This window comes from Protofrankia sp. Cr2, from assembly GCF_963555885.1.
In the GTDB taxonomy this organism is placed as follows: Bacteria; Actinomycetota; Actinomycetes; order Frankiales; family Frankiaceae; genus Protofrankia.
Map to the genome: position 1 here is coordinate 1 of NZ_CAUVXG010000050.1, position 22,258 is coordinate 22,258.

The 22,258-nt window shown below is 66.8% G+C and carries 20 protein-coding genes; 9 read left to right on the forward strand and 11 right to left on the reverse strand.

Annotated features, from left to right (window positions below; genetic code table 11):
• Window positions 1–255 precede the first annotated feature (255 nt).
• Together U9978_RS18920 and U9978_RS18925 are read right to left on the reverse strand one after the other, a co-directional pair.
• Window positions 256–1,629, reverse strand: a complete 1,374-nt coding sequence (locus U9978_RS18920; RefSeq protein ID WP_322762472.1) for a C2 family cysteine protease — start codon at window positions 1,627–1,629, stop codon at window positions 256–258.
• Window positions 1,630–1,797: 168 nt separating this feature from the next.
• Complete coding sequence (locus tag U9978_RS18925; protein ID WP_322754149.1) at window positions 1,798–2,055, reverse strand: hypothetical protein; 258 nt, start codon at window positions 2,053–2,055, stop codon at window positions 1,798–1,800.
• Between the two features lie 284 nt (window positions 2,056–2,339).
• Between U9978_RS18925 and U9978_RS18930 the strand changes: the two genes are divergently transcribed.
• Window positions 2,340–3,719, forward strand: a complete 1,380-nt coding sequence (locus U9978_RS18930) for a spermidine/putrescine ABC transporter substrate-binding protein (protein ID WP_322762473.1) — start codon at window positions 2,340–2,342, stop codon at window positions 3,717–3,719.
• Window positions 3,720–3,796: 77 nt separating this feature from the next.
• Here the strand turns inward: U9978_RS18930 and U9978_RS18935 are convergent, their stop codons facing one another.
• A complete protein-coding gene (locus U9978_RS18935) occupies window positions 3,797–5,074 on the reverse strand; it encodes an aspartate aminotransferase family protein (RefSeq protein ID WP_322762474.1) in 1,278 nt (425 codons plus the stop codon).
• Between the two features lie 496 nt (window positions 5,075–5,570).
• Between U9978_RS18935 and U9978_RS18940 the strand changes: the two genes are divergently transcribed.
• The 3 genes from U9978_RS18940 (at window position 5,571) to U9978_RS18950 (ending at window position 9,942) form a co-directional block, all read left to right on the forward strand.
• Window positions 5,571–7,019 carry an aspartate aminotransferase family protein gene (locus U9978_RS18940; RefSeq protein ID WP_322762475.1) on the forward strand — a complete coding sequence of 483 codons (1,449 nt, stop codon included), beginning with the start codon at window positions 5,571–5,573 and terminating at the stop codon, window positions 7,017–7,019.
• A 200-nt stretch (window positions 7,020–7,219) separates the two neighbouring features.
• A complete protein-coding gene (locus tag U9978_RS18945) occupies window positions 7,220–8,650 on the forward strand; it encodes a gamma-aminobutyraldehyde dehydrogenase (protein ID WP_322762476.1) in 1,431 nt (476 codons plus the stop codon).
• A 269-nt stretch (window positions 8,651–8,919) separates the two neighbouring features.
• Window positions 8,920–9,942, forward strand: coding sequence for an alpha/beta fold hydrolase (locus U9978_RS18950; protein WP_416211045.1), 1,023 nt, complete (start codon window positions 8,920–8,922; stop codon window positions 9,940–9,942).
• A 773-nt stretch (window positions 9,943–10,715) separates the two neighbouring features.
• Here U9978_RS18950 and U9978_RS18955 read toward each other — a convergent pair.
• From U9978_RS18955 to U9978_RS18975, 5 genes are all read right to left on the reverse strand, one after another.
• The gene (locus U9978_RS18955; protein WP_322762478.1) at window positions 10,716–11,570 is read right to left on the reverse strand and encodes a glycerophosphodiester phosphodiesterase; all 855 of its coding nucleotides are present in this window, start codon (window positions 11,568–11,570) and stop codon (window positions 10,716–10,718) included.
• A gap of 30 nt (window positions 11,571–11,600) precedes the next feature.
• On the reverse strand, window positions 11,601–12,419 hold the full coding sequence (gene hisN / locus U9978_RS18960) for a histidinol-phosphatase (RefSeq protein WP_322762479.1): 819 nt from the start codon (window positions 12,417–12,419) through the stop codon (window positions 11,601–11,603).
• Window positions 12,420–12,663: 244 nt separating this feature from the next.
• Window positions 12,664–13,707: a ribosome small subunit-dependent GTPase A gene (rsgA, locus tag U9978_RS18965; RefSeq protein ID WP_322762480.1), complete on the reverse strand. Its 1,044-nt coding sequence runs from the start codon at window positions 13,705–13,707 to the stop codon at window positions 12,664–12,666.
• A 51-nt stretch (window positions 13,708–13,758) separates the two neighbouring features.
• Window positions 13,759–15,108 (reverse strand): 3-phosphoshikimate 1-carboxyvinyltransferase, encoded by a 1,350-nt coding sequence (aroA, locus tag U9978_RS18970; RefSeq protein ID WP_322762481.1) that lies wholly within the window; start codon window positions 15,106–15,108, stop codon window positions 13,759–13,761.
• 164 nt (window positions 15,109–15,272) lie between these two features.
• Window positions 15,273–16,112: a methyltransferase domain-containing protein gene (locus U9978_RS18975; protein WP_322762482.1), complete on the reverse strand. Its 840-nt coding sequence runs from the start codon at window positions 16,110–16,112 to the stop codon at window positions 15,273–15,275.
• A 246-nt stretch (window positions 16,113–16,358) separates the two neighbouring features.
• On the opposite strand from U9978_RS18975, the gene U9978_RS18980 reads away from it, so the two are divergent.
• The 4 genes from U9978_RS18980 to U9978_RS18995 all read left to right on the forward strand — a co-directional run bounded on the left by U9978_RS18980 (window position 16,359) and on the right by U9978_RS18995 (window position 19,266).
• Window positions 16,359–16,907: an alpha/beta family hydrolase gene (locus U9978_RS18980; protein ID WP_322762483.1), complete on the forward strand. Its 549-nt coding sequence runs from the start codon at window positions 16,359–16,361 to the stop codon at window positions 16,905–16,907.
• A 189-nt stretch (window positions 16,908–17,096) separates the two neighbouring features.
• Entirely contained in the window at window positions 17,097–17,954 is an 858-nt protein-coding gene (locus U9978_RS18985; protein ID WP_322762484.1) for a sigma-70 family RNA polymerase sigma factor, read from the forward strand.
• Complete coding sequence (rsrA, locus tag U9978_RS18990) at window positions 17,951–18,235, forward strand: mycothiol system anti-sigma-R factor (RefSeq protein WP_322762485.1); 285 nt, start codon at window positions 17,951–17,953, stop codon at window positions 18,233–18,235. The genes U9978_RS18985 and rsrA overlap by 4 nt, the downstream gene beginning before the upstream one ends.
• Before the next feature lie 80 nt (window positions 18,236–18,315).
• On the forward strand, window positions 18,316–19,266 hold the full coding sequence (locus U9978_RS18995; protein WP_322762486.1) for a GDP-mannose 4,6-dehydratase: 951 nt from the start codon (window positions 18,316–18,318) through the stop codon (window positions 19,264–19,266).
• 112 nt (window positions 19,267–19,378) lie between these two features.
• Here U9978_RS18995 and U9978_RS24170 read toward each other — a convergent pair whose 3' ends face one another.
• A complete protein-coding gene (locus U9978_RS24170; RefSeq protein ID WP_369809780.1) occupies window positions 19,379–19,453 on the reverse strand; it encodes a 50S ribosomal protein bL37 in 75 nt (24 codons plus the stop codon).
• A gap of 33 nt (window positions 19,454–19,486) precedes the next feature.
• A complete protein-coding gene (locus U9978_RS19000; RefSeq protein WP_322762487.1) occupies window positions 19,487–20,131 on the reverse strand; it encodes a DUF5317 family protein in 645 nt (214 codons plus the stop codon).
• A 313-nt stretch (window positions 20,132–20,444) separates the two neighbouring features.
• Between U9978_RS19000 and U9978_RS19005 the strand changes: the two genes are divergently transcribed.
• Complete coding sequence (locus U9978_RS19005; RefSeq protein WP_322754132.1) at window positions 20,445–20,675, forward strand: biotin/lipoyl-binding carrier protein; 231 nt, start codon at window positions 20,445–20,447, stop codon at window positions 20,673–20,675.
• A gap of 302 nt (window positions 20,676–20,977) precedes the next feature.
• On the opposite strand, the gene bioB is transcribed toward U9978_RS19005, so the two are convergent.
• Entirely contained in the window at window positions 20,978–22,033 is a 1,056-nt protein-coding gene (bioB, locus tag U9978_RS19010) for a biotin synthase BioB (protein WP_322762488.1), read from the reverse strand.
• Window positions 22,034–22,258 lie beyond the last annotated feature (225 nt).

Sequence of the window (22,258 nt, forward strand, 5' to 3'; positions counted from 1 at the left end):
TCAGCCCGACCGCCGCTGGATCCATTGCAGGCGATAGAGCACTCTTTGCAACCTAGTGGGCTGTTTTGGGTGATAAATCCGACGGGCCGGGCACGCATCTCGCCGTGTTGTCGTCGGTCGACACCCACAACCAGGGTGCCTCCCTCCTCTGCCTCGCGATCTACGCACCCCAGCCCCGCTCCTTGATCAACATCCCTATTGTCGGGCGCTCTAAGTCGCTGGAAACCACCGGTTACTATCCGGATCCGTTGGTGGTTACGCGGCCACGCCGATCCCGGCAAAATACTTTTGGAAGGTGCTAGCCTCGATTCCGAATGTCCCGTCGTTCGGTGCCAGTGCGATCGGGCGCCACCAGCTTATGTCGTACATAAACGTCGTACCGCTGAGGACCCCGACCGTCGGCTCGGTGTTGCCCCACGGATTCCGCAGTACCAGGTACTTACGATTGTCACGATATGCCCAACCGAGCACTGTATAACAATGTGAAGCGACGATGTTCGTGTCCGCGTACACATTCTTCTGCGGACTGGCCGATCCCGTGGAATATGTCCAGGCGGTCATTGGCCGGAATGTACGGTAGCTCAGCGAGTTCGAGCGGACGATGTCCCACAGCTGGTCGCCTGATCGACTCGCCGTGTCGTAATAAGACGTGTTTCCGCCGGTGAGCTGGGCGGTGGCGAAGACGCAGTCGCCCCAGGCAGTGGCCGTTATGTTCGGTTGATCGCTGGAGGTTCCGGTCTTGAGCTTTGCGTATGCCTTCTCGTAGACGGCCGGCCAGATCTCACCGGCTTCGCTCGACCGGCAGTAGATGAATCCGCCGCCGTTGCTCAACGGCACTGCCTCGGTCACCTCGACGTCCCGATCGACCGCGCCGCCGCTGTTCGGCTTGTAGAAGTGCACCATGTCGACGAAGGACTGCTGCGCCGATCCGGTCGCCCTCGTCAGCTGTCTGATCGAAAACGGCGTTGCCCAGGCCACCGCTGCGAGCGCCGCGATGTAGTAGCAGTTCGCCACGGCACCCTGAACCGGGTCGAAGTACTCGGCGGTTTCGTTGAAGAAGGTGCCCGCATCCGCCCACTGCGCGCCCGGTGGGGTCCAGCTGTTCGCATTCCCAGCTGACTGCGGGTCGTAGCTCACGGTACGCACGATGTCGGCCGTCAGGACGTGCGCGAGACGCCGCAACCGGTCTTTTTCCGGTACGCGGAGGGTTAACAGGAGGCGGTTGCCCGGCCCGGACTCGGCGCGTAGGACGGGTATGCCGCTGATGTCGTCGGTACCGAACTTCGTACCCAGGTCGCCGAGTATCTCGACACCCTGGGCCAGATCAACCGATAGTTCCAGGTCGTTGACACGCACGACTGTCTCGGCGTCGAGCAACGGCGAGCGCGCCGGCTGGAGGCGCAGGTTGGCATCGAGCTGGAGGCCGGTATAAAGCGGACCTTCGTGTACTGGATCGAAAAGTTCCTCGTAGGGAGTCTGGAGGAGGTCCTCGAGCAGCGATCGCCGGTCCGTGACGGAATTCCAGTCGATACGCCGTCCGGCAATAACCTCGGCCAGCGGGTAGGGATTGATGACACCGCACTGCTGTGCGACATCCGGATTCGAAGTAAAGCTTTCGTCTGACGGCATGGGTAGATCCTTCGGTAGCGCCCTGAGATGATCGGGCTTCCGTCCTTTCTGGCGAGCACGACGCTAGAGGAACACCGTGGGGGCCGACCCGGGTGGTTTCACCGGACTTTCGACGGCTGGACTTCCCCCGGGTTTTCCCCGGGTTTTCTCCGAGCATCGGCGGCGGGCTCAGGGTCGCGGGGTTCGCCATGGGCTCGCTGGCCGCAGGAGGTCGGCTGATCGGAGCAGTACCTCGGCGAGCGTGCGGGCTTCCTCGGGCGTCAGGTAGGCGGCGGCCAGCGCGTCGAGCATGGGCGCGTCCAACCGCAACAGGATCACCGCCGCCTGCCCCGCGGCGGCGGGCGGCTCCGGCCGGACAGTGATCTCTGCCTGGCCGATCCGGGTGGTCAGGACACCGTCATGCGGATCGTGGTGCACCAGCGCCATGGTCATCCACTCCTCCCGAACCGAGTTGGTCCTGGCAGACGCACTTGTTGGACTCCCGTTGGTCGGTCGGGGTTGCCCTGGTCGGACGTCGAGAACACGACCGGCTCACCGGGATCCTCGCGATCGCGGCGGAGCCACGCTGTCGTCCTGGCGACGTTCGGCCACGTTGTGGTCCTGAGAGTGACGATACAGACGCACAGTTGAATATTGCTGACGGGAATCTTGATCATTATATGCGAACAGTAGATCTGCTGTTACCGACAGCTCGTAAGAGAAGGGGTGTGATGTCAACGATGTCCGAACGACCCACCGCTGACGTATCCGGGAATGATCGTAATGATCTGTATCACTCTGCCCTGATCCGTGGCCTGACCAGGCCGCGGACGGCCTTCCAGCAGGCAGCCCCGCCGCGCTCGGGACACGCGGGCGTCGAGGCGTCCCTTGGACGGCGGGAGTTTCTCCGCCTGTCCGGCATGCTGGCGGGAGGCGGTTCTCTGCTGGCCGCGTGCGGCTCGCAGAAGGCGGACCCGCCACCGGTGCCGGCGGGACCGAGCGCTCTGCCTGCACACACCGTCGCCGACTTCTGGGCCGGTAGGACCCGAGCGGGCCATCTGGACTTCGCGAACTGGCCGCTGTACATCGACACGTTTCCCGGCCAGAAGGATGGGCATCCGACGCTCGATCTGTTCACCAGGACGACTGGAATCACGGTCTCCTACCGGGAGGTCATTGACAACGACGAGTCGTTCTACGCGGGCTGCCGGTCGTTACTCGAGGCAGGCCGCCCGATCGGCCACGATCTGATGGTGATCACCAACGGCCAGGTGCTCGCGGAGCTCATCCGGCTGAACTACCTGGCACCGCTGGACAGGAATCGGCTGCCCACCTTCTTCGCCAACGCAGACGCGACCGTCGTGAATCCCTCCTACGACCGGGACAACAGGTTCACGGTCGCCTGGCAGTCGGGAATCACGGGGATCGCCTACGACCCGAACCGTACCGGCCGTGAGATCAGGAGTTTCAGTGACCTGTTCGACCCGACGTTCGCCGGCCGGGTCGGGATGTTCGGCGACGTCCGGGATCTGCCGAACTTCACCCTGGTCGGGCTGGGGATCATGCCGGAAACCTCGACCCCGGCGGACTGGCGCAAAGCCGCGGACACCCTGCGCAGGCAGCGTGCTGATCGTATCGTCCACAACTACTACCAGCAGGACTACATCGAGCCACTCAAGAAAGGAGATGTGTGGCTTTCCATGGCGTGGTCCGGCGATATCTTCCAGGCCAATTCCGAAGGCGCGGACCTGCGTTTCGTCGTCCCGGATGAGGGCGGGATCCTCTGGACGGACAGCATGTGCATCCCGGTCACCGCACCGCATCCGGTGGATGCGATCACATTTATGGACTTCGCGTACCAGACTGACGTCGCCGCGAAGCTGGCCGAAGGAATCAACTACATCACGCCCGTCCCGTTCGCCCGTGACCGGATCCTGCGGGACGCGGTCGCGGTCACTGGTGACCAGCGGGCGCAACTGACCGCCACGGCCAACAGCTCGCTGGTTTTTCCCACCCGTGCAGATCTCGCCCGCCTGCGCCGCTACCGGGTTCTGGACAGGACGGAGGCCGCTGAGTGGAATGCCCTGTTCCAGCCGATTTACCAGACCTGATAATTATCATCCATATACAGCTGATATACGGCCGATATATCGTCGTCAAGTGAGCTGTAGGTCGTCCGCAGCGGCGTTCACCGTCGTGCAAGCGCCGCGTCGAGAGCGGTTGAAACCAGGTCCACGTCTGCGAGGTCGATGACCAGCGGCGGGCAGAATGCCAACGTCGAGGAACCGAGCGGCCGGACTATGACGCCGTGGGTGAGCATGCGATCGCGGATCTCCGCGGCGGCCAGGCCGTCGGGCAGGTCCACCGCCCACATCGCGCCGTGGCCGCGGACGTCGGGGAGACCGTGCGCGGCCGCGACCGCGTGCAGTCCCGCCTCGAGGCGCTCGCCGATCACCGACGCCCGTTCTGGCAGCCCTTCGGTTTCGAGTACGGCGATGTTGGCCAGCGCAGCCGCGCATGCCGCCGGATGCCCGGAGTAGGTGCCGCCGTGGCGCAGCACCACGTCCGGCCGGCGTAGCGGCTCGTGCACCGCAGGGCCGACGAGTACTCCGCCGAGGGGCTGGTAGCCGCTGGTCACGGCCTTCGCGAAGGTCACGAGATCAGGCCGGACGCCGAAGTGCCGGGCACCGAACCAGCTGCCCAGCCGACCGAACCCGGTGATCACCTCGTCGAGGATCAGGAACACGCCGTGCGCGTCGCACAGGTCCCGCAGGCCCGTGAGATATCCGGGGCGTGGCGGATACACGCCGCCCGCCCCGATCACGGGCTCCGCGATGACCGCGGCCACCCGACCGGGCTTGCTCGCCATGATCGCGGCCACGGCGTCCAGATCGTCCTTGTCCACCTGGATGATGTCGCCGACACCCGGGCCGAAGCCGGCCCGGTTCGCTGGAAGGCCGGTCAGGCTCATGCCGCCGTAGGTGACGCCGTGGTAGCTCGGCGATCGGCTGATGATGATCGCCCGCTCCGGTTCTCCGGCGACTGCGTGTGCCAGGCGGGCGATCTTCATGGCCGTGTCCACCGCTTCCGATCCGCCGCAGGTCAGAAACACCCGGACGCCCGGCATGGGCGCCAGCGCGGCGAGTCGTTCGGCGAGCGCGTCGGCCGCCGGGTTGGTGAACCGCTCGAACAGATGGAAGGCGTCGAGTTGCCGCAGTTGCGTCGCCACCGCTTCGATGATCTCCTCGCGACCGTGTCCGGCCGCGCAGTACCACAGGCTCGCCATGGCGTCGACGTAGCGCCGACCGGAGTCGTCCACAACGTGCGCGCCCTTGCCGGAGACGATGCGGATGAACGAATCCCGGGTCGCCGCCGGGCGCGCGAACGGGTGCAGCAGCGGCGGTAGCGCCGTGGTCCGATCGACACCGGCGGCGCAATCGTCGGTTCCTGGCGGTGTGATGTGCACAGCGATCCGGCCCCTCTCATGGACGTTCCACGCTGACTCGTGGACAACCATTCTCGCGGCGGACGGCGCCTGTATGTAACCGTTGCGGTCGGTGCACGGCCTGAATATGAGGTTGCTTCACCAGGAGCAGGTTGCCGAGCGTCTCGGTCTCCCGTATCATGGAGTCTGTTTCAAATATTTTGTCCGGTTGGGCGTTGATCGCACGGACGGTTGATCGCACGGACGATCGTCCGGACCGAACATTCAAAAGAGGCCCTCAGACTGCGCGAAGGGGAATAGTCGGTGTGGAGCCGACATTTCTCGTCCTGGCGTGTTCCATGGATTTCCTTGTCGATGAGCTGATCGGGTTAGAGCATCCGGAAACAGGGGTGTGGATCGAGGCGTGGGGCTGGGATGCGTGTACCGCGAGGTGCGTGCCCCGGCCCCGCGACGCCGCGCACCTAGTGCCGACCACTTAGGCTTTCCGTACCTGACTACCGGAAGGGATGCGGGGAGTATGAGCGGAACGACAGCTGAGTCGAGGGCAGGCGCTTCACCCGCCGACCGCACCGGCCCCGTCGGCCCCGTCGGCTCCGCCGAGCGGACGAGCGCCCTCGCCGAGCGGGAGGAGCGCCGGCTGGCTGAACGCACGCCCGGCTCCCAGGCGATGCACTCCCGGGCACGTCAATCGATGACCGGTGGCGTGCCGTCGTCCTATCAGGCTCGCGACCCCTGGCCGATCTACCTGACGCACGGGCGGGGTTCGCTGGTGTGGGACGTGGACGGAAACGAGTATTCCGACTTCCACAACGGTTTCGGCTCGATGGTGCAGGGGCATGCGCATCCTGCGATCGTCCACGCCGTGCGTGAGCGGATCGGGCTGGGTAGCCACTTCGCGATGCCGACCGAGGATTCAGTGATCGTCAGCGAGGAGCTGGCCCGTCGTTTCGGGTTGCCGCAGTGGCGCTATGTCAATTCAGGCTCGGAAGCGACCATGGACGCGATCCGGATCGCTCGGGCGCTGACCGGACGCGAGACGATTATCAAGATTTTCGGTTCCTATCACGGTCATCACGACTATGTGATGGTCTCGATCGGAACTGCATATGACGACATCGGCCCTGTCGATCACATGGCGTCGCTCGCCTACGGCGAAGGCATCCCGTCGGCAGTGGTCGACCTGACCGTGCCGGTTCCGTTCAACGATGCCCCGGCCATGGAACGCCGGATCGAGGCATTGGTGGCCGAGGGACGCCCGCCAGCCTGTGTGATCATGGAAGCGGCCATGATGAACCTCGGCGTGGTCCTGCCCGAACCCGGTTATCTGGAGGCCGTCCGGGACATCACCCGCCGGCACGGAATAGTGTTGATCTTCGATGAGGTCAAGACCGGCCTGTGCGTGGCACCCGGGGGAGCGACCGAACGGTTCGGTGTGCGCCCGGACATGGTCACCCTGGCCAAGGCGCTCGGTGGCGGGCTGCCGTCCGGGGCTGTCGGTGCCACGGCCGACATCATGGCGGTCGTCGCCTCCGACCGGGTCAAACAGGTGGGGACGTTCAACGGCAACCCGCTGACCATGGCCGCCGCACGCGCCAGCCTGTTCGAGGTCCTCACCCCGGACGCATATGTCCATCTCGACCGCTTGGGCGACCGGCTTATCGCCGGCTGCGATGAGATCCTCCGACGCCACGAGCTACCCGGCTACACGGTCGGTATCGGCTCCAAGGGGTGTGTGCACTTCGCCGATGCCCCGATCCGGGACTATACGTCATTCATGGCGCATCAGAACCCGGCTCTGCCGGAGCTCGCCTGGCTCTACAACGCCAATCGCAGCGTCCTGATGGCTCCAGGCCGGGAGGAGGAGTGGACACTGTCGGTGCAGCACTCAGACGCCGATGTCGACCGCTACCTGGACGCCTTCGCGGCCATGGCCCACGACCTCGCTGATGCAACGGTAAGCCGGTGAGTCTGGTGAGTCTGGTGAGTCTGGCGTGGGCATGACGTTGAATGCGTGGTTCGGTATGGTTTTTGCGGTAAATTCTTCTGCCTGGCACGCAATCGATGGTCTAGTCTGCTGGTTAGCGGCCTTTTCGCTGAGACAGGCGCTAGGAGTCGACAGTCCTGCGGCGTGGCCCCGTTCCATCCGTGCTGGTCAGCGGAGTGTGTATGGACAGGATCCTCACAAATTTCATCGGCGGCGCCGGTGTCGCCGCTCTCGACGGGCGAACGATGCCTCTGGTGAACCCGGCCACGGCAGTGGTCTTCGCCGAGGCACCCGTGTCCGGGCCGGCCGACGTGGACGTGGCGGTGCGCGCGGCGTCGGATGCGTTCGAATCCTGGCGCGACACCACACCGAGCGAGCGGGCCAGGGCTCTGCTCAAGCTCGCCGATGCCATCGAGGAACGCGCAGACGACCTCGTCCGGGCAGAGTGCGAGAACACCGGGAAGCCGATCGCGCTCACCCTGGCTGAGGAGATTCCACCGACGGTGGACCAGATCCGCTTCTTCGCCGGTGCCGCTCGGCTGCTTGACGGGCGCTCGGCCGGCGAGTACCTGGCCGGGCACACAAGTTTCGTACGTCGTGAGCCGGTGGGCGTCTGCGCACAGGTGACCCCCTGGAACTACCCGCTGATGATGGCGGTGTGGAAGTTCGCGCCGGCGATCGCCGCGGGCAACACCGTTGTGCTCAAGCCGTCGGAGACGACCCCGGTCAGCACGTTGCTGCTGGCCGAGATCGCAGCCGAGTTCCTTCCTGCGGGTGTCCTCAACGTGGTATGCGGCGATCGGGACACCGGCCGGGCCCTGATCGCTCACCCGGTGCCGGCGATGGCGTCGATCACCGGCAGCGTCCGGGCCGGGATGGAGGTTGCCCGGGCAGCCGCTGACACCCTCAAACGGGTCCACCTGGAGCTTGGGGGCAAAGCACCGGTCATCGTCTTCGACGACGTCGATGTCGCTGCGGCCGCAGCGGGGATCGCGGGTGCCGCCTATTTCAACGCCGGTCAGGACTGCACCGCCGCCACCAGGATTCTGACCGCGCCCGGCGTCTACGACGATCTTGTTGTAGCTCTGGCTGAACAGGCACGGGCGACCAGAACGGGCGCTCCGGACGAACCGGACGCAGCCTACGGTCCGTTGAACAACGTCGGTCAGCTCGGTCGCGTCCACGCGATGGTGGATCGCGTGCCCAGGCATGCGCAGGTGCTCACCGGTGGGGCACCGATGAACCGCTCTGGGTTCTTCTACCCGGCGACGGTTGTCGCGGGCTTGCGTCAGGAGGACGAGCTGATCCAGCGTGAGATCTTCGGACCGGTTGTGACGGTTCAGCGGTTCAGCTCCGAGGACGAGGCCGTCGCCTGGGCGAACGGGGTTGAATACGGGCTCGCGTCCAGCGTGTGGACGCGTGATCATTCTCGGGCGATGCGGGTCGCCCGCCGGCTGGACTTCGGCTGTGTATGGATCAATACCCACATTCCGTTGGTGGCCGAGATGCCGCATGGAGGCTTTAAGAAGAGCGGATACGGGAAGGATTTGTCGGTCTACGGCCTTGAGGACTACACCCGGATCAAGCACGTGATGAGCAACATCGAGTTCTGACCGGCCAGCCGCGCGGTCGAGACATGAAGGGCCCCAGCCGGCCGAAGACGAGGTTTCAGGACCTGACCGGTGGCTTTGTTGTCTGCTTTGTCCGCCGGCCGGCCTGGTTGAGTGGTCGGAGGGCGGCTATGCGCGAAAATCGTATCCGCGTTGCACATGACCTGGCAGGCATGCCCGCGGAGTGTCAGGATGGCATGACCGGCACCGCGGATCGCGTGGAGACGGACCGGGCCCACCCGCCGGGCACTTCTCGCTATGCCACACGGTACGTGACCGTGCACGGATATCGTCGGGCCTACATCCGCGCTGGGCGCGGCCCGGCGTTGCTGCTCATCCACGGGATCGGAGACAGCTCGCAGACCTGGGCCGACCTCATTCCGTTGCTTGCCCGGAGCCGAACGGTGATTGCTCCGGATCTCCTCGGCCATGGCCGGTCGGACAAGCCTCGCGGTGATTATTCTATTGGCGGATACGCCTGCGGAATGCGTGACCTTCTGACGGTACTCGGCATCGATCGGGTGACGGTGGTCGGCCACTCCCTGGGGGGTGGGGTGGCCATGCAGTTCGCCTATCAGTTTCCCGAACGGTGTGAGCGGGTGGTGCTGGTAGCCACCGGCGGGGTGCGTTCCGACATCCATCCACTGCTACGGCTCGCGGCGATTCCGGGTTCAGGACCGGTGCTCTCACTGCTCACCACGGCATCCGTGCGCCACCTCGGCTGGGCGGTGACCCGGGCGTTGCGCTGGCTGCGCACCGATCTGGGCCGGGATGTCGACGACCTGATGCGCACCCTGGAAGACCTGCATGTGGACACCGCTCGGGCGGCATTTCTCCGGACGCTGCGGGCTTCAGTGGACGGACACGGGCAGGCAATCACGATGTTGGACCGCTGTTACCTCGCCGCCGGAATGCCCTCTTTGATCATCTGGGGTGGGCATGACGCGGTGATTCCGCCGGAACATGCGCGGATCCTGCAGGCTGCGATGCCGGGTAGCCGCTTGGAGATCTTCACCGATGCCGGGCATTTTCCGCATCGCAGTGATCCGGAGCGCTTTCGGGCGGTCCTGGAGGATTTTTTGTCCTCGACCCGTCCGGCAACGTACTCGGCCAGGCAGTGGCGGGATCTGATGCGTTCGAAGGGGCGTCATCCCGACCAGCGGCCCGCCGGGAGCCGGCGTCGGAGCCGGCGGATGAGCCCGGCCGCCGGTGGGGAAACCGCGCTCGCCGCCGCTTCGAGCACCCCGGTCGACGCCCGTCGCGGGGAAGGGCAGGGTATGCGAGGAGAGCCATGATCGCGAGTGTCGTCGGTGCAGTCCTGGGTGGGGTCCAGTTCGAGCTCTCCCGCCGAGGTTCATACTGAGCAGGAGCCATGGGGTGTTCTCTGGAGGGAACAACCACGGATCGGTTGGCTGTGCGCACCTGGCTGACCGTGCACGCTACCCGCTTCATCCGGCTCAGCCGGCTACCGCGCCAGATCGTCGAGACAGATGCCACTTCTTTGTTCCAACCCGCTATCGCATTGGGACACCGCGGCCCGCTATCGTGGAGTTCGTCGGGCGCGGTCACGCCAATGTGGCCTATCCTCGCTGTAGTAACTGAAGTCAGAGATATATCGGAGGTCGACCGTTGGCACGTCGTGCGCGTTTGAGCTGGCCGGAAGAGCGTCGCCAAGCAAGCGAGGTCCTCGTCCGCCGGGTTGACCCTGGCCGTGGCTGGACCCTTGAGCAGGCTCGTGACCTGGTACAGCAGGGTTACTCTGTCGAACATGTAGCGGAACGGACAGGATTTCCAGCGCAGATGCTGAAAGTGGCTGTCGAGGAGTGAGCCGTTCGGCGAAGCGGTGCCAGTCATGAAATATGCACTCTCGGCGATGCAAATGTGGGCGTGATCCGGCTCGGTTCACCGAGGTGAGTCGGGAACTCGGTTGGAGTCACGCCAATGCGTCGAACTGGTTACTCTGTGCAGTGCTGAGGATTGCGTTGGCAACCGCGTTCAGGTCTAATTGAGCGATTGGTGTTTTGTGTCGGCCATTGCCGGTCGGCGATGGTTGACTGTTGTTTTTTGATCACTGGACGTGATGTACGCGCGTGATTGTTGTCTCGCTGTCGGTGGCGCGTACAAGGCGGCCGAGGTGGTCGGAGTAGACCCCGTCCAAGCCGAATCCAAGAAGGCGCTTAAGAGCACGGGACGACTGGGCATGCCAGCCGAACGCAAGAAGTCCGCGAGCGTGAACCAGTGGCACCATCGCGGCGGACCAGCCGTTGCCACGTAGGTTCAGCACGGTGGCTCCGGCTGTGGCCGCACAGCGGATGTACGCTTCCAGTGCCGCAGGGACTGCGGCCTCCGGGCGCGCGATCTGACGATCGTCACACGCCCTTTGGCCCTCCATGCCTTCGCCGGCTGCGTCCTGGTAGGTACGGATCTCCCGTATGGATGCGGAGTTCACCAGCATTACCGTTGCGTCGGGGTTGTCACGATTATCGAGTCCGATGATCGGTCGCCACACGCGGATCGCGTCCAGGTTTCCGCACAGCCACAGCCGTCCCGTTGCGTTCACCGCACGGGCGCTTTCGATCACCGCCCGTGCGGCCTGGGCCGTGGTGGCGGGTGGGTCCTTCAGATCCAGGCTCAGTTCAAAGTCGTTGCCACAGGCCACGTAGAGGTCGGGCAGGCTCGGGATCCACCCCGGGAGCCCTGCCGCCGGCGTCTCGCTGATCCGGCGGCGCCGGCCGTGTGGTCCGAATACGCCGTCGTGATGCAACACCGGAACACCGTCAGCCGTGAGCCACACGTCCGTCTCCAGGCCGCCCACACCGCCCGCCAGCGCCCGGTGGAACGCCGCCAGGGTGTTCTCCCGCTGAAACACCGCGGGCGCCCCTCGGTGGGCGAAGCCGATCGGACGCCGGATGGTACGGGTCATCTCGAAGGCCAACGGGCGCGCGACGATCGGTCAGATCGCGCGCCCGTTGGCCGCGGTCCCCGGAGCACTCATGGACGGCTGGTTCAGGATCTCCAGCGCCCGGGTGTGCAGCCGGCTGTTGCTTGTCAGAACCGAGCCGCCGGCCGGGTCGGGGCGTCCCGTGAGATCGGTGAAGGTGCCCCCGGCCTCCTCGACGATCACTTGCAGGGCGGCCATGTCCCACAGCGACACGTCGGGCTCACAGGCCAGGTCGACAGCTCCCTCGGCGACCATCATGTGCGACCAGAAGTCGCCGAAGGCGCGGGTCCGCCACACCGTCGCCACCAGGTTCATGAAGGATTCCAACCGACCGGCCGCCGACCAGTTCTCGATGGAGGCGAACGACATGTAGGCATCGGCCAGGTCCGTCACCGCTGACACGGTCAGCGAACGGATCTCGCCGGCCACCGTTCGGGTGTGCGCTCCGTGACCACGCGCAGCCCACCAGCGTCGGCCCATCGCGGGCGCGCTGGCTACGCCGACCACGACCGTCCCGTCGACCTCGAGGGCGAGCAGGGTGCCCCACACCGGCACGCCGCGAACAAAGTTCTTCGTGCCGTCCACCGGGTCGACCACCCAGCGGCGCCTGGCGTCGCCGATGAGCCCCTGTTCCTCGCCCAGAACCGCGTCGCCGGGCCGGGCCTGCGCCAGCCGTTCGCGGATCATCGCCTCCACCGCGGTGTCGGCGTCGGTCACCGGGGTGGCGTCGGGCTTGGCCTCGACCAGCAGGTCCACCGCCTGGAAACGGGCCACCGTGATGGCGTCGGCGGCATCCGCGAGAGCCAGGGCCAGGGCGAGATCGTCGGTCACCGGATGGTCGTCGACAGCAGGGTTCGCCGGGTTTTCGGCTACACCGGCCGGCACGCCGCCGTGAACGGGATCCGATTCTGTCTGTGCGGCATGGGTCACGCGGCGAGCGTACCGGGGCGGGGGTGTCGGGGCGGTGGCCGGCATCGGCGGATTTCTCCGCTGGCTGCGGTTACCGTACGGAAGGGATGGTCGCGTCTGACTTGACCGGCACCTGACCGGCACCTGACCGCACCTGACCGGCCGGCTATGTCGGGTCGGTAGCGGACCGGGCGGCGAGCAGCCGGCGCAGGCTCGCGAGCCGGCCTGGGTCTGCCTGTCCGTCATCGACAGCCTGGTCGAGCGCGCAGTCCGGGAGTCCCGCCTGGTGGGTGCACCCGCCAGGGCAGGCCGCCGCGGCCGGCGCAAGATCGGGGAATGCGGCCAGCACCCGGTCCGCGCAGACCGCGCCCAGCCCGAACGAGCGCACCCCCGGGGTATCGACGACCCAGCCCCCACCGGGCATCGGCAGGGCGATGGCGGCGGACGAGGTGTGCCTGCCTCGTCCGGTGACCGCGTTGACCGCGCCGATTGTCTGGGCGGCATCCGGTACCACCCGGTTGACCAGCGTTGACTTGCCGACGCCGGAGTGACCGAACATGACGCAGACGCGGCCGGCGAGCAGCGCCGTCAGCGCGTCGATGCCCGCATCCGGCCGGGTGGTCACCACCGGCAGGCCGAGCGGCCCGTAGAGTTCCCGCAGCGGCGTGTCGTCGGCGAGATCGGCCTTGGTGAGGCAGAGCACCGGCTCCAGACCACCGTCGTAGGCAGCGACCAGACATCGGTCGATCAGTCCGGTGCGCGGCGGTGGGTCCGTGAGGGCACAGACGATGACGAGCAGGTCGGCGTTGGCGACGATCGGGCGCTCGATGGGATCGGTGTCGTCGGCGGTGCGGCGCAGCACACTGCGGCGTTCGGTTCGCCCGACGATCCGGGCAAGGCTGCCGGGCGAGCCCGACGCATCCCCGACCAGGGCGACCTCGTCGCCGACGATCATGCTGGTCCGGCGCAATGAACCACCGCGGACGGCGGCGACCAGAACGCTGCTGGATGTCGGTGGGCCGGATGGTGTCCCGGCCGCAGGTTCCTTCGCAGCCAGGTGCCCGGTGACATGGCAGGTGTAGCGACCCCGATCAACCGCGACAATCGTCGCCGTCACCGCGTCGCCATGGTCGGGGCGTTCCCGGGTTCGTGGCCGTGACCCGCGCCCGGCTCGGACCCGCACGTCGTCCTCGTCAAGCTCCCGCGGCATTCACCTGCGCCGTTCCAGCCCGCGGTGGCGGACTTTCATCGTTGGCGGACTTCATCGTTGCCGGACCGTCTCGTCCAGCGTCCCGGTACCGGCCAGCATCTGTGCCCACAGTCGGTGGAAGTGTGGCACGGTCTTGCCGGTCGTGGCGATGTCGTGGACCTGCACCCCCGGTACGACGAGCCCCACCACCGCATACGCCATGGCGAGGCGATGGTCGGCCCGCGGGTCGAGCACGGCGCCCGACAGCGGTGCGGGGGAGATGGCCAGCCCGTCATCGGTCACGGTGACTGCCGCACCCAGGCGACCCAGCTCCACCGCGAGGGCCGCGAGTCGGTCGGTTTCCTGCAACCGCAGGTGTGCGATGCCCCGCAGGCGGCTGGGTGAATCGGCGAGGACTGCGAGCGCCGCGAGCGTGGGGGCGGCCTCGCCGTAGTCGGTGAGGTCCACGTCGATGCCACGCAGGCGTTGCGGGCCGCGTACCTCGAGACCGACCGATGTCTGTGTGACGGCGCACCCCATCGCGGTCAGCAGCTCCGGGAGCATCCGGCCGGGCTGCACGGTTGCGGCCGGCCAGTCGGCCAGGACGATGCGACCGCCGGTCGCCGCCGCCGCCGCAAGGAAGGCAGCCGCGCTGTTGATGTCGGGTTCGATGATGCGGTCGTGGGCGAGGATCCTGCCGGGCGCGACCGACCAGCGCGCCGCCACCCCCGCCTTCGTCCGGTCGACGTCAACGTCAACCTCAACCGAGGCGCCGGCGGCACGCAGGTCCGCAACAGTCATCTCCAGGTATGGCCATGACGGCAGCCGCGAGCCCACATGCCGGACGGTCACCCCATGATCATATCTGGGTGCCGCGAGCAGGAGTCCGGACACGAGCTGGCTGGACGCGGACGCGTCCACCGTCACATCACCCCCGGTGAGGCGTCCACGGCCATGCACGGTCAGTGGCATCCGGTTGCCGTCGATGCGTGCGCCCAGGGTCCGCAGCGCATCCAGGAGAGGGTTGAGCGGGCGTTCACGCATTCGTGGGTCACCATCGAACACCAGGTCACCGTGGGCCAGCGTGGCCAGCGCCGGGGTGAACCGGGCGACGGTACCGGCGTTGCCGCAGTCGATCAGAGCACCCGGGGTAGCCCTCAGCGGGAACTCGCCGTGGACGACCCAGTCGCTGCGATCGTCGACCACGGCGACCCCGAGCGCGCGCAGCGCGGCGGCCATGAGCAGGGTGTCGCGTGATCGCAGGGGCCGACGAAGCCGGCTCGTGCCGTCTGAGATCGCTGCCAGGATCAGTGCCCTGTTGGTCGCTGACTTCGAGCCCGGCATCATCACGGTCGCGTCAACCGGTTGATGGGCCGTTGGTGCCGGCCAGGGGTCGATAGGCACATCCGTGGTGACGGTCACCGTCTCAGCATGCCGGAAACCGCCTTGACCGGGCCAGGCCCGGCCCGGTCAGCCGGGGCGGCGGGCACTGGCTACGGCTGGCCCGAAGCGCCGGCTAGGTTTTGTGTCAGCCGGGGCGGCGGGCACTGGCTACGGCTGGCCCGAAGCGCCGGCTAGGTTTTGTGTCAGCCGGGGCGGCGGGCACTGGCTACAAGGTGGATGCCGATCGACTCGCCCTCGCGTTCGGCGGAAAGCTCGACCTCGGTCCGGACGAGGGTGGGGAAGCAGGACACATCGGAGGCGACGGCGCGTGTCACCGCCTCGGCCGAGAGCACCGTCCGCGGCCGGATCCAGTCGACGTCGAGGCCCGCGCTGGTCAGCAACGCATGCAGTTCCTCCGGCCAGAAACAGCGGGTGATGGAGCCGTCCTCGGCGGGGACCAGGACGACATCAGCCCGCGGCACGTCCGACAACTCGGCCCAGCGGTGTTGTTCGGCGAGACGGGCGAGCCCGAGCAGGAGCGAGTCGACACACAGCAGCAGTCGCCCACCGGGGCGCAGCATGCGGTAGATCTCCTCCAGAGTCGTCTCGGTGGCCAGGCAGAAGGACAGCGCCCGGCCCTCGGCGAGGACGGCGTCGAAGCTCGCCGGAGCGAACCAGTCCAGCGATCGGGAGTCGCCCGCGACGTGCAGGAACCTGCCCTGGCCGGGCGTGGGGTCGCCCAGCGTTTCCCTGCTGCGCATGTCGACCACGCCGGGATACGAGGGGGCCAGACCGTTGGCCGAGGGGACGACTCGCACTACGTCGTGCCCGCCTGCGACCATTTGACGTGCGAACCGCGTCCGCGGGCCGGAGACGTCCAGGACCCGGATCTGTGTCGTCGGCAACCAGCTGGCCAGCTGGGTCGCAGCGACATCCTCGTAGAACGCCCAGTACGGATCATCACTGTCCGTGGGCGCCTCGTAGACGAGGGTCGTGGTTCGTCCGCGCGGCTGATCGGGCTCGGCGTCGAGACGGGGCAGCATGGACTTTTCCTACCCTTCAAAAGGAGAAGATGCGAAACAAGTCACACGGGTTCTCGGGAAGTCTGACAGATATGGATGGTCAACGGTGACGTATCTGTCACGGAGGTGACCGTGGCTGACGGGTCCCCGCCCGATGTGCCCTCCCTGGAAGTTGACGGAGGGCGGGTGTTTCTGGTTCCCGCGCCCCGCGGGTCATGTGGACTTGTTGTGCTTCTTCACGGTGCGGGTAGCGGAACTGATGTCGGCGTGTTGTCTGAACTTGCGGTGCGACTGCCGGGGATCGGGGTGAGCGTCGCCCGCCTGGAGATGCCGTACCGGGTTGCCGGCCGCCGTGCTCCGGATCGTCCGGCAAGGCTGGACGCGGTGCTTCGGGCGACCCTGGACGCGCTGCCCCAGCCGCGTCCTGTCGTTCTGGTGGGACGTTCCATGGGATCGCGCGTGGCCTGTCGCTGTGCCGTCTCGGTAGCGGCCGTGGGAGTGGTGGCCTTCGGCTTCCCGCTGTACCCGCCCGCCGCGGACCGGCTGTCGAGGTTGCCGGAGCTACTCGGTGCCGGTGTCCCCGTCCTCGTGGTGCAGGGCGACCGGGACGCGTTCGGGATGCCGGTCCCAGCTCCGGATCGCGACATCGAGGTGCATGTCCTCGCGGGCGCTGATCACGCCATGCGGACGCGTCGCCGGGACGGCCGGACCGAAGCTGACGTGATCAATGAAGCGGTCACGGTCGGGACGGAGTGGATCCTGCGCAGCCTTCGACGGCACAATCGTGATGCCGAGCCGGATGGTCATGATCTGTGAGTTCCGACTGCCGGTCCCGCGCCGGGCGGCACACCATCGGGTGGCCGGGAATCCCGACACCCGGTCGAACGGTTACGCAAGCTGAAAGGATCCTTCGGACCGTCGACGCGGGCGGATTGCCCCAGATCATTGCGTGTCCCGGTGATTGCGTCGTCTCCGGTCGGCCAGGGACACCCATTCGGAGGTTTGATGACTGCCCAGTTCGCGAGCGGGCCGGTGCCCGGCGTCGGCGACGCCGCGCCGATGCCGGTTGCGCAGATGCGGCCACTCGACGGCTGCAGGGATGCCTCGGGTCGTTGTCCCACCGGACCGGTGGCCGGTTCCCCAGGCTGGTTTTCCGCCCGCGCGGCTGCACCCGGCGAGGTATCGTCCGTTTCAGTGGTCGGTGGCGTGCCCGTCAACCGGCGCCCCGCGGACGGCCCGAGGTACGAGGGAGTGGTCCTGGTCGACGAGACTGCCGAAGAGCGCGCCAGCCGTTTCGAGCAGGACGCCCTGCCTTTTCTTGATCAGCTGTATGCGGCGGCGCTGCGGATGACGCGTAACCCCGCCGATGCCGAGGACCTGGTTCAGGAGACCTTCGTCAAGGCATTCGCGGCCTTTCACCAGTTTCAGGAAGGTACGAACCTCAAGGCATGGCTCTACCGAATCCTGACGAACACGTTCATCAACACCTACCGCAAGCGGCAACGCCAGCCACTGCAGAGCCCGACCGAGCAGGTCGAGGACTGGCAGCTGGCCGACGCGGAATCGCACACGTCCAGTGGGCTCAAGAGCGCTGAGACCGAGGCGTTGGAGCACCTGCCGGACAGCGACGTCAAGGAAGCTCTGCAGGCGCTGCCCGACGATTTCCGGATGGCGGTGTACCTGGCGGACGTCGAGGGCTTCGCCTACAAGGAGATCGCGGAGATCATGGGTACCCCGATTGGCACCGTGATGTCCCGGTTGCACCGTGGCCGCCGTGGCCTGCGGACCTCGCTTGAGCACTATGCCCACGAGCGGGGCCTGGTTCGCGCCGGCCGTTCCGAGGCCGATGGCGGTGGATCGTGAGTTGTGGTGACCCGCACGGCGTCGATTGCCACAAGGTGCTGGAAGCCGTCTATCTGTATCTCGACGGCGAGATTGACTTCGATCATAAGTACCTGATTCGTACGCATCTGGACGAATGCTCCCCGTGTCTTCGGCAGTTCGGCGTGGAGCACGAGGTGAAGCTCCTCATCGCCCGCGGATGCGGGGGCGAACGCGCTCCCGACACTCTTCGAAAGAGCGTTCTGGAACGCTTGCGGGCGGCACGGGCTGACGCAGCCAGGGCCGAGTTTCGCGCCGAGTGAGAGTCGAGTCAGAGCAGTGCCCGGCGGGGGAAGGCCAGCCCACGGTGGCTCAGCGCTGACGACCGCTAAGCTCTGCTGTCGTGCGTATTCTCGTCTCCGGCGCGGCCGGTTTCATCGGTTCCACGGTCACTGACCGTATGCTCGCCGACGGCCACGACGTCGTCGGGATCGACGACCTGTCCACCGGACGGCTGGAGAACCTGGCGCAGGCATCCCATGACGTCCGGTTCTCGTTTGAGAAGGTCGATGTCACCGCACCTGAGCTTGTAGATGTGGTCGGGCGCGTTCGTCCGCATGCGGTGTTGCACCTGGCTGCGCAGATCGATGTGCGGGTGAGCATCAGAGATCCACTTCTTGATGCCCGGTTGAACGTGCTCGGCACGATCAACATGTTGGAGGCGAGCCGAAAGGCCGGCGTCGGGAAGTTCGTCCATACGTCGTCCGGTGGTTCGATCTACGGGACGCCCCGACACCTGCCGGTCGATGAGACCGCTCCGGTGGCTCCCGAGTCTCAGTACGCGGCCGGGAAGGCGGCAGGCGAACTGTATCTGTCGGTGTATCGAGCGACATATGGTCTGGCGACGACCGCGCTCGCGCTCGGCAACGTCTACGGGCCACGCCAGGATCCGCACGGCGAGGCTGGTGTGGTAGCGATCTTCGGGACGGCCATGCTCGAGGGCCGTCCGACCATGATTTTCGGTGATGGTGCCACCACTCGCGACTATGTCTTCGTCGGCGATGTCGCGGACGCCTTCGCTCGCTCAATCTCGGCGGATGCGGCCAACGGCGAACGGCTCAACATCGGGACGGGTACCCAGACCGCCGTCCGGGAACTGCACAGCAGGATCGCGGGGATCATCGGGGTGGCCGACACCCCGGAGTTCGCGCTGTCGCGTCCCGGGGAGCTGCAGCGGATCGAACTCGATGTCAGCAAGGCACAACGGCTGGTCGGTTGGCGACCTCAGGTTGATCTTGATGGGGGACTGGGCCGGACCGTCGACTGGCTGCGGCCTCGCGTCGGCACCGGCTGAGAGCGCCCGGCAACAGGGGTGCGTGCCGCGACGCCGCGGCCCCGCGGACGCCGCGTCCCCTGTTGCCGGGCGCTCTCAGTGGTCGACTGCGGCCCGCCGGTGCCGTGCCGGCTCAGGTGTTGGGGCGCTTGCCGTGATTGGCCTTGTGCTTGGCGCGTGCGCGCCGCTTACGCTTTTTCTTCGCCATGTCGGGTACCTCCTTTCAGCTTCGGTCATCCTGTCACGGGCGCTCGGTCGGCTGTGCCGCCGCGGCGGCCGCCACGGGGCCCGGATCCGCCGGAGGAGCAGGAGAAGCTGCGCCGGAGGTCCTGGACCGCGTCACGCGGATGCGGCGAGCTTGCAGGGTGCGGCGCGCCCGCACTGGCGCGACCGCTCCGAACAGCCCTGCGCCGGAGGCGATCAACACATCGCCGATGCTGACCACGGCCGGCGCGTTCGGGAATGCCAGCGGTATCACGTCCGTCGCCGAACGCAGGACCGTGGCGGTGTCTCCCGGAGTGTACTGGGAGGACGCCAACACCTCGCTGACCGCGATGCCGGCGCGTTCGGCCCCCGACAGTGACACCGGCATCCGCCCGCCGTTGGCGAGGACCACCACCGTGTTGAGCGTGATCCCGGCCAGCAGCAGACCGAGGCCCGGTAGTCGGGAGTTCGCCGCCGCGAAGAGCGCGACGGCCACCATCGCCGCGACCCAGGCTGCGACCTGCGTGCCGGGGACGACCCGCCCGAGGACCAGTGCCGCGAGCGCGGTCGCGAACATCCATGGGCGCGCCACATGGATCCGAACCAGGGCGTCCGGCGTCCCACCACGAATCAGCCCGACCGTGACGCCACCGATCAGGGCGAGCACAAGGAGAACGAACACCCTCGTAGTGTGCTGTGTCCGCGGCGCGGTGGACCGCAGGGTCGACATTCCGGCATGTCTGATTTGCCCGCGCCGCGGTCCCGACCGGCTGGAGGACCAAAGGGTGCGCGACGATCGTCAGATCGCGCGCCCGGAGGTCATAGTCTCCGGAGCGCTGCCGGAAGATCATCACTGGGGTGGCAACCGCCGGGTTTGGGTGAATCGGCAGTCGAACCGGGACTTTCTTTGTCGACGTGGCGCGCAGCGGTCGTGTCCGGGTGCGCACTACGCTCACGTTGTGCGTTTGTCCGGTCAGGAGTGGGGAAGGGGAACCGTGGCCGAGGAAGTTCGAGCCGAGATGGTCGCCAATGTGTGGAAGGTCGTGGTCGGTGTCGGTGACACGGTGTCGGCCGGGGATACGCTCGTGATCCTCGACTCCATGAAGATGGAGATCCCGGTGCTCAGCGAGGACGGCGGTCGGGTCGCCCGGATCGCGGTGCAAGAGGGGGACGTCGTCCAGGAAGGCGACCTGATAGCCCTCCTCGACGGCCTGCCAGCGGCCTGACCCTAGCCGCACAGGGGCTCAGCCGACGGTTGCGCCGTGTTCGCTGCAGCGGGCCGTCCACCCGGTCGGTGTGACCTGCACGACCAGCCGTCGACGGCAGCTCTTGCAGAAGCGTGGCGGTTCCAGCAACCGGGCCCGGTGACAGGTGTCGTGCTCTCCGTCGGAGAGCAACCGTCCGCACCGGTCGCAGAAGGCCGTCTCCGTCTCGCTGACAGTCATGCCACTGAGATTAGGCTTCCCGAGGCCGCCGGGCGCGCGTTGGGACCATGATTGCGCGCCCGGCGGAGTCTTCGATGATGCGGTCAGAATGTGGCCTGCATCGACTTGATCGGCATCTTGAGGTCAGCGAGCATCGCAAGGTCCGCCTCGGCCGGGCGTCCCAATGTCGTCAGGTAGTTGCCGACGATGACGGCGTTGATGCCACCGAGCATCCCGTCGACCGCCAAGTCACCAAGGGTGATCTCACGGCCGCCGGCGTAACGCAGGATGGTGCGCGGTAGCGCGAGCCGGAACGCGGCGATCGTCCGCAGCGCGTCGGTGGCGCTGATCACAGGTAGGTCCGCGAAGGGTGTACCGGGCCGCGGATTGAGGAAGTTCAGCGGCACCTCGTCGGGCTGCAGTGTGGCGAGCTGCCCGGCGAGCTCCGCCCGTTGCTCCAGCGTCTCGCCGACGCCGATGATCGCGCCGCAGCACAGTTCCATGCCGGCCGCTCGCACCATCTCGCAGGTCTCCCACCGTTCCTGCCAGCTGTGGGTGGTCACGACCTGGGGGAAGTGCGAACGCGCAGTCTCCAGGTTGTGGTTGTAACGGTGCACGCCCATGTCGACGAGGGCGTCAACCTGTTCCTGGGTGAGCATCCCGAGCGAACAGGCGATGTTGATGTCCACGGCGGCCTGGATCGCGGCGATGCCGGCGCGGACCTGGCTCATCAGCCGGTCATCCGGACCCCGTACGGCTGCGACGATGCAGAACTCGCTGGCGCCGGTCTCCCTGGTCGCCGCTGCGGCCTGAACCAGCGACGGGATGTCCAGCCAGACTGCGCGGACCGGCGAGTCGAACTGTCCGGACTGGGAGCAGAAATGGCAGTCCTCGGGGCAGCCGCCGGTCTTGAGACTGACGATTCCCTCGACCTCGACCTCCGGACCACACCAGCGCAGCCGCACCTCATGTGCGAGTGCGAGTGCCTCGCTGATCCGGTCGTCGTCGAGCTGCAGTACGGCCAGTGTCTGCTCGGCCGACAGGCCGTTACCATCCTCCAGCACCTGGCTACGCGCGACCTGCAGGATGTCGCTGGAGGTACTGACGTCTTCGCCTGATCGGCGTGCGGCGGGCGGGGCGGTCGCTGACGATGGCGGCACAGTGGTCTCCCTGTGGTCCGATATGGACCTCGACTCGTCTGACGGTGTGGAGCTGTGGAGCTGTGGAGCTGTGGCGGTGCGGGCTTGCGGAGATATGGAGGTGCGCCGGGTGGCTTCACGTTCGGCCACGCTCTTTTCCCACGGTGGACGCTCGCACATCGGCGGAGGTTCACGCGCGCTCGTCGGCGATAGTTCTCAGTCGGGTCCGGTCCGTGAACACCTGCC

Coding starts and splice junctions, on each gene's coding strand:
- U9978_RS18920 (WP_322762472.1), bottom strand. CDS start 1,629: ATGCCGTCAGACGAAAGCTTTACTTCGAATCCGGATGTCGCACAGCAG.
- U9978_RS18925 (WP_322754149.1), bottom strand. CDS start 2,055: ATGGCGCTGGTGCACCACGATCCGCATGACGGTGTCCTGACCACCCGG.
- U9978_RS18930 (WP_322762473.1), top strand. CDS start 2,340: ATGTCAACGATGTCCGAACGACCCACCGCTGACGTATCCGGGAATGAT.
- U9978_RS18940 (WP_322762475.1), top strand. CDS start 5,571: ATGAGCGGAACGACAGCTGAGTCGAGGGCAGGCGCTTCACCCGCCGAC.
- U9978_RS18945 (WP_322762476.1), top strand. CDS start 7,220: ATGGACAGGATCCTCACAAATTTCATCGGCGGCGCCGGTGTCGCCGCT.
- U9978_RS18955 (WP_322762478.1), bottom strand. CDS start 11,570: ATGACCCGTACCATCCGGCGTCCGATCGGCTTCGCCCACCGAGGGGCG.
- rsgA (WP_322762480.1), bottom strand. CDS start 13,707: ATGCCGCGGGAGCTTGACGAGGACGACGTGCGGGTCCGAGCCGGGCGC.
- U9978_RS18975 (WP_322762482.1), bottom strand. CDS start 16,112: ATGCTGCCCCGTCTCGACGCCGAGCCCGATCAGCCGCGCGGACGAACC.
- U9978_RS18985 (WP_322762484.1), top strand. CDS start 17,097: ATGACTGCCCAGTTCGCGAGCGGGCCGGTGCCCGGCGTCGGCGACGCC.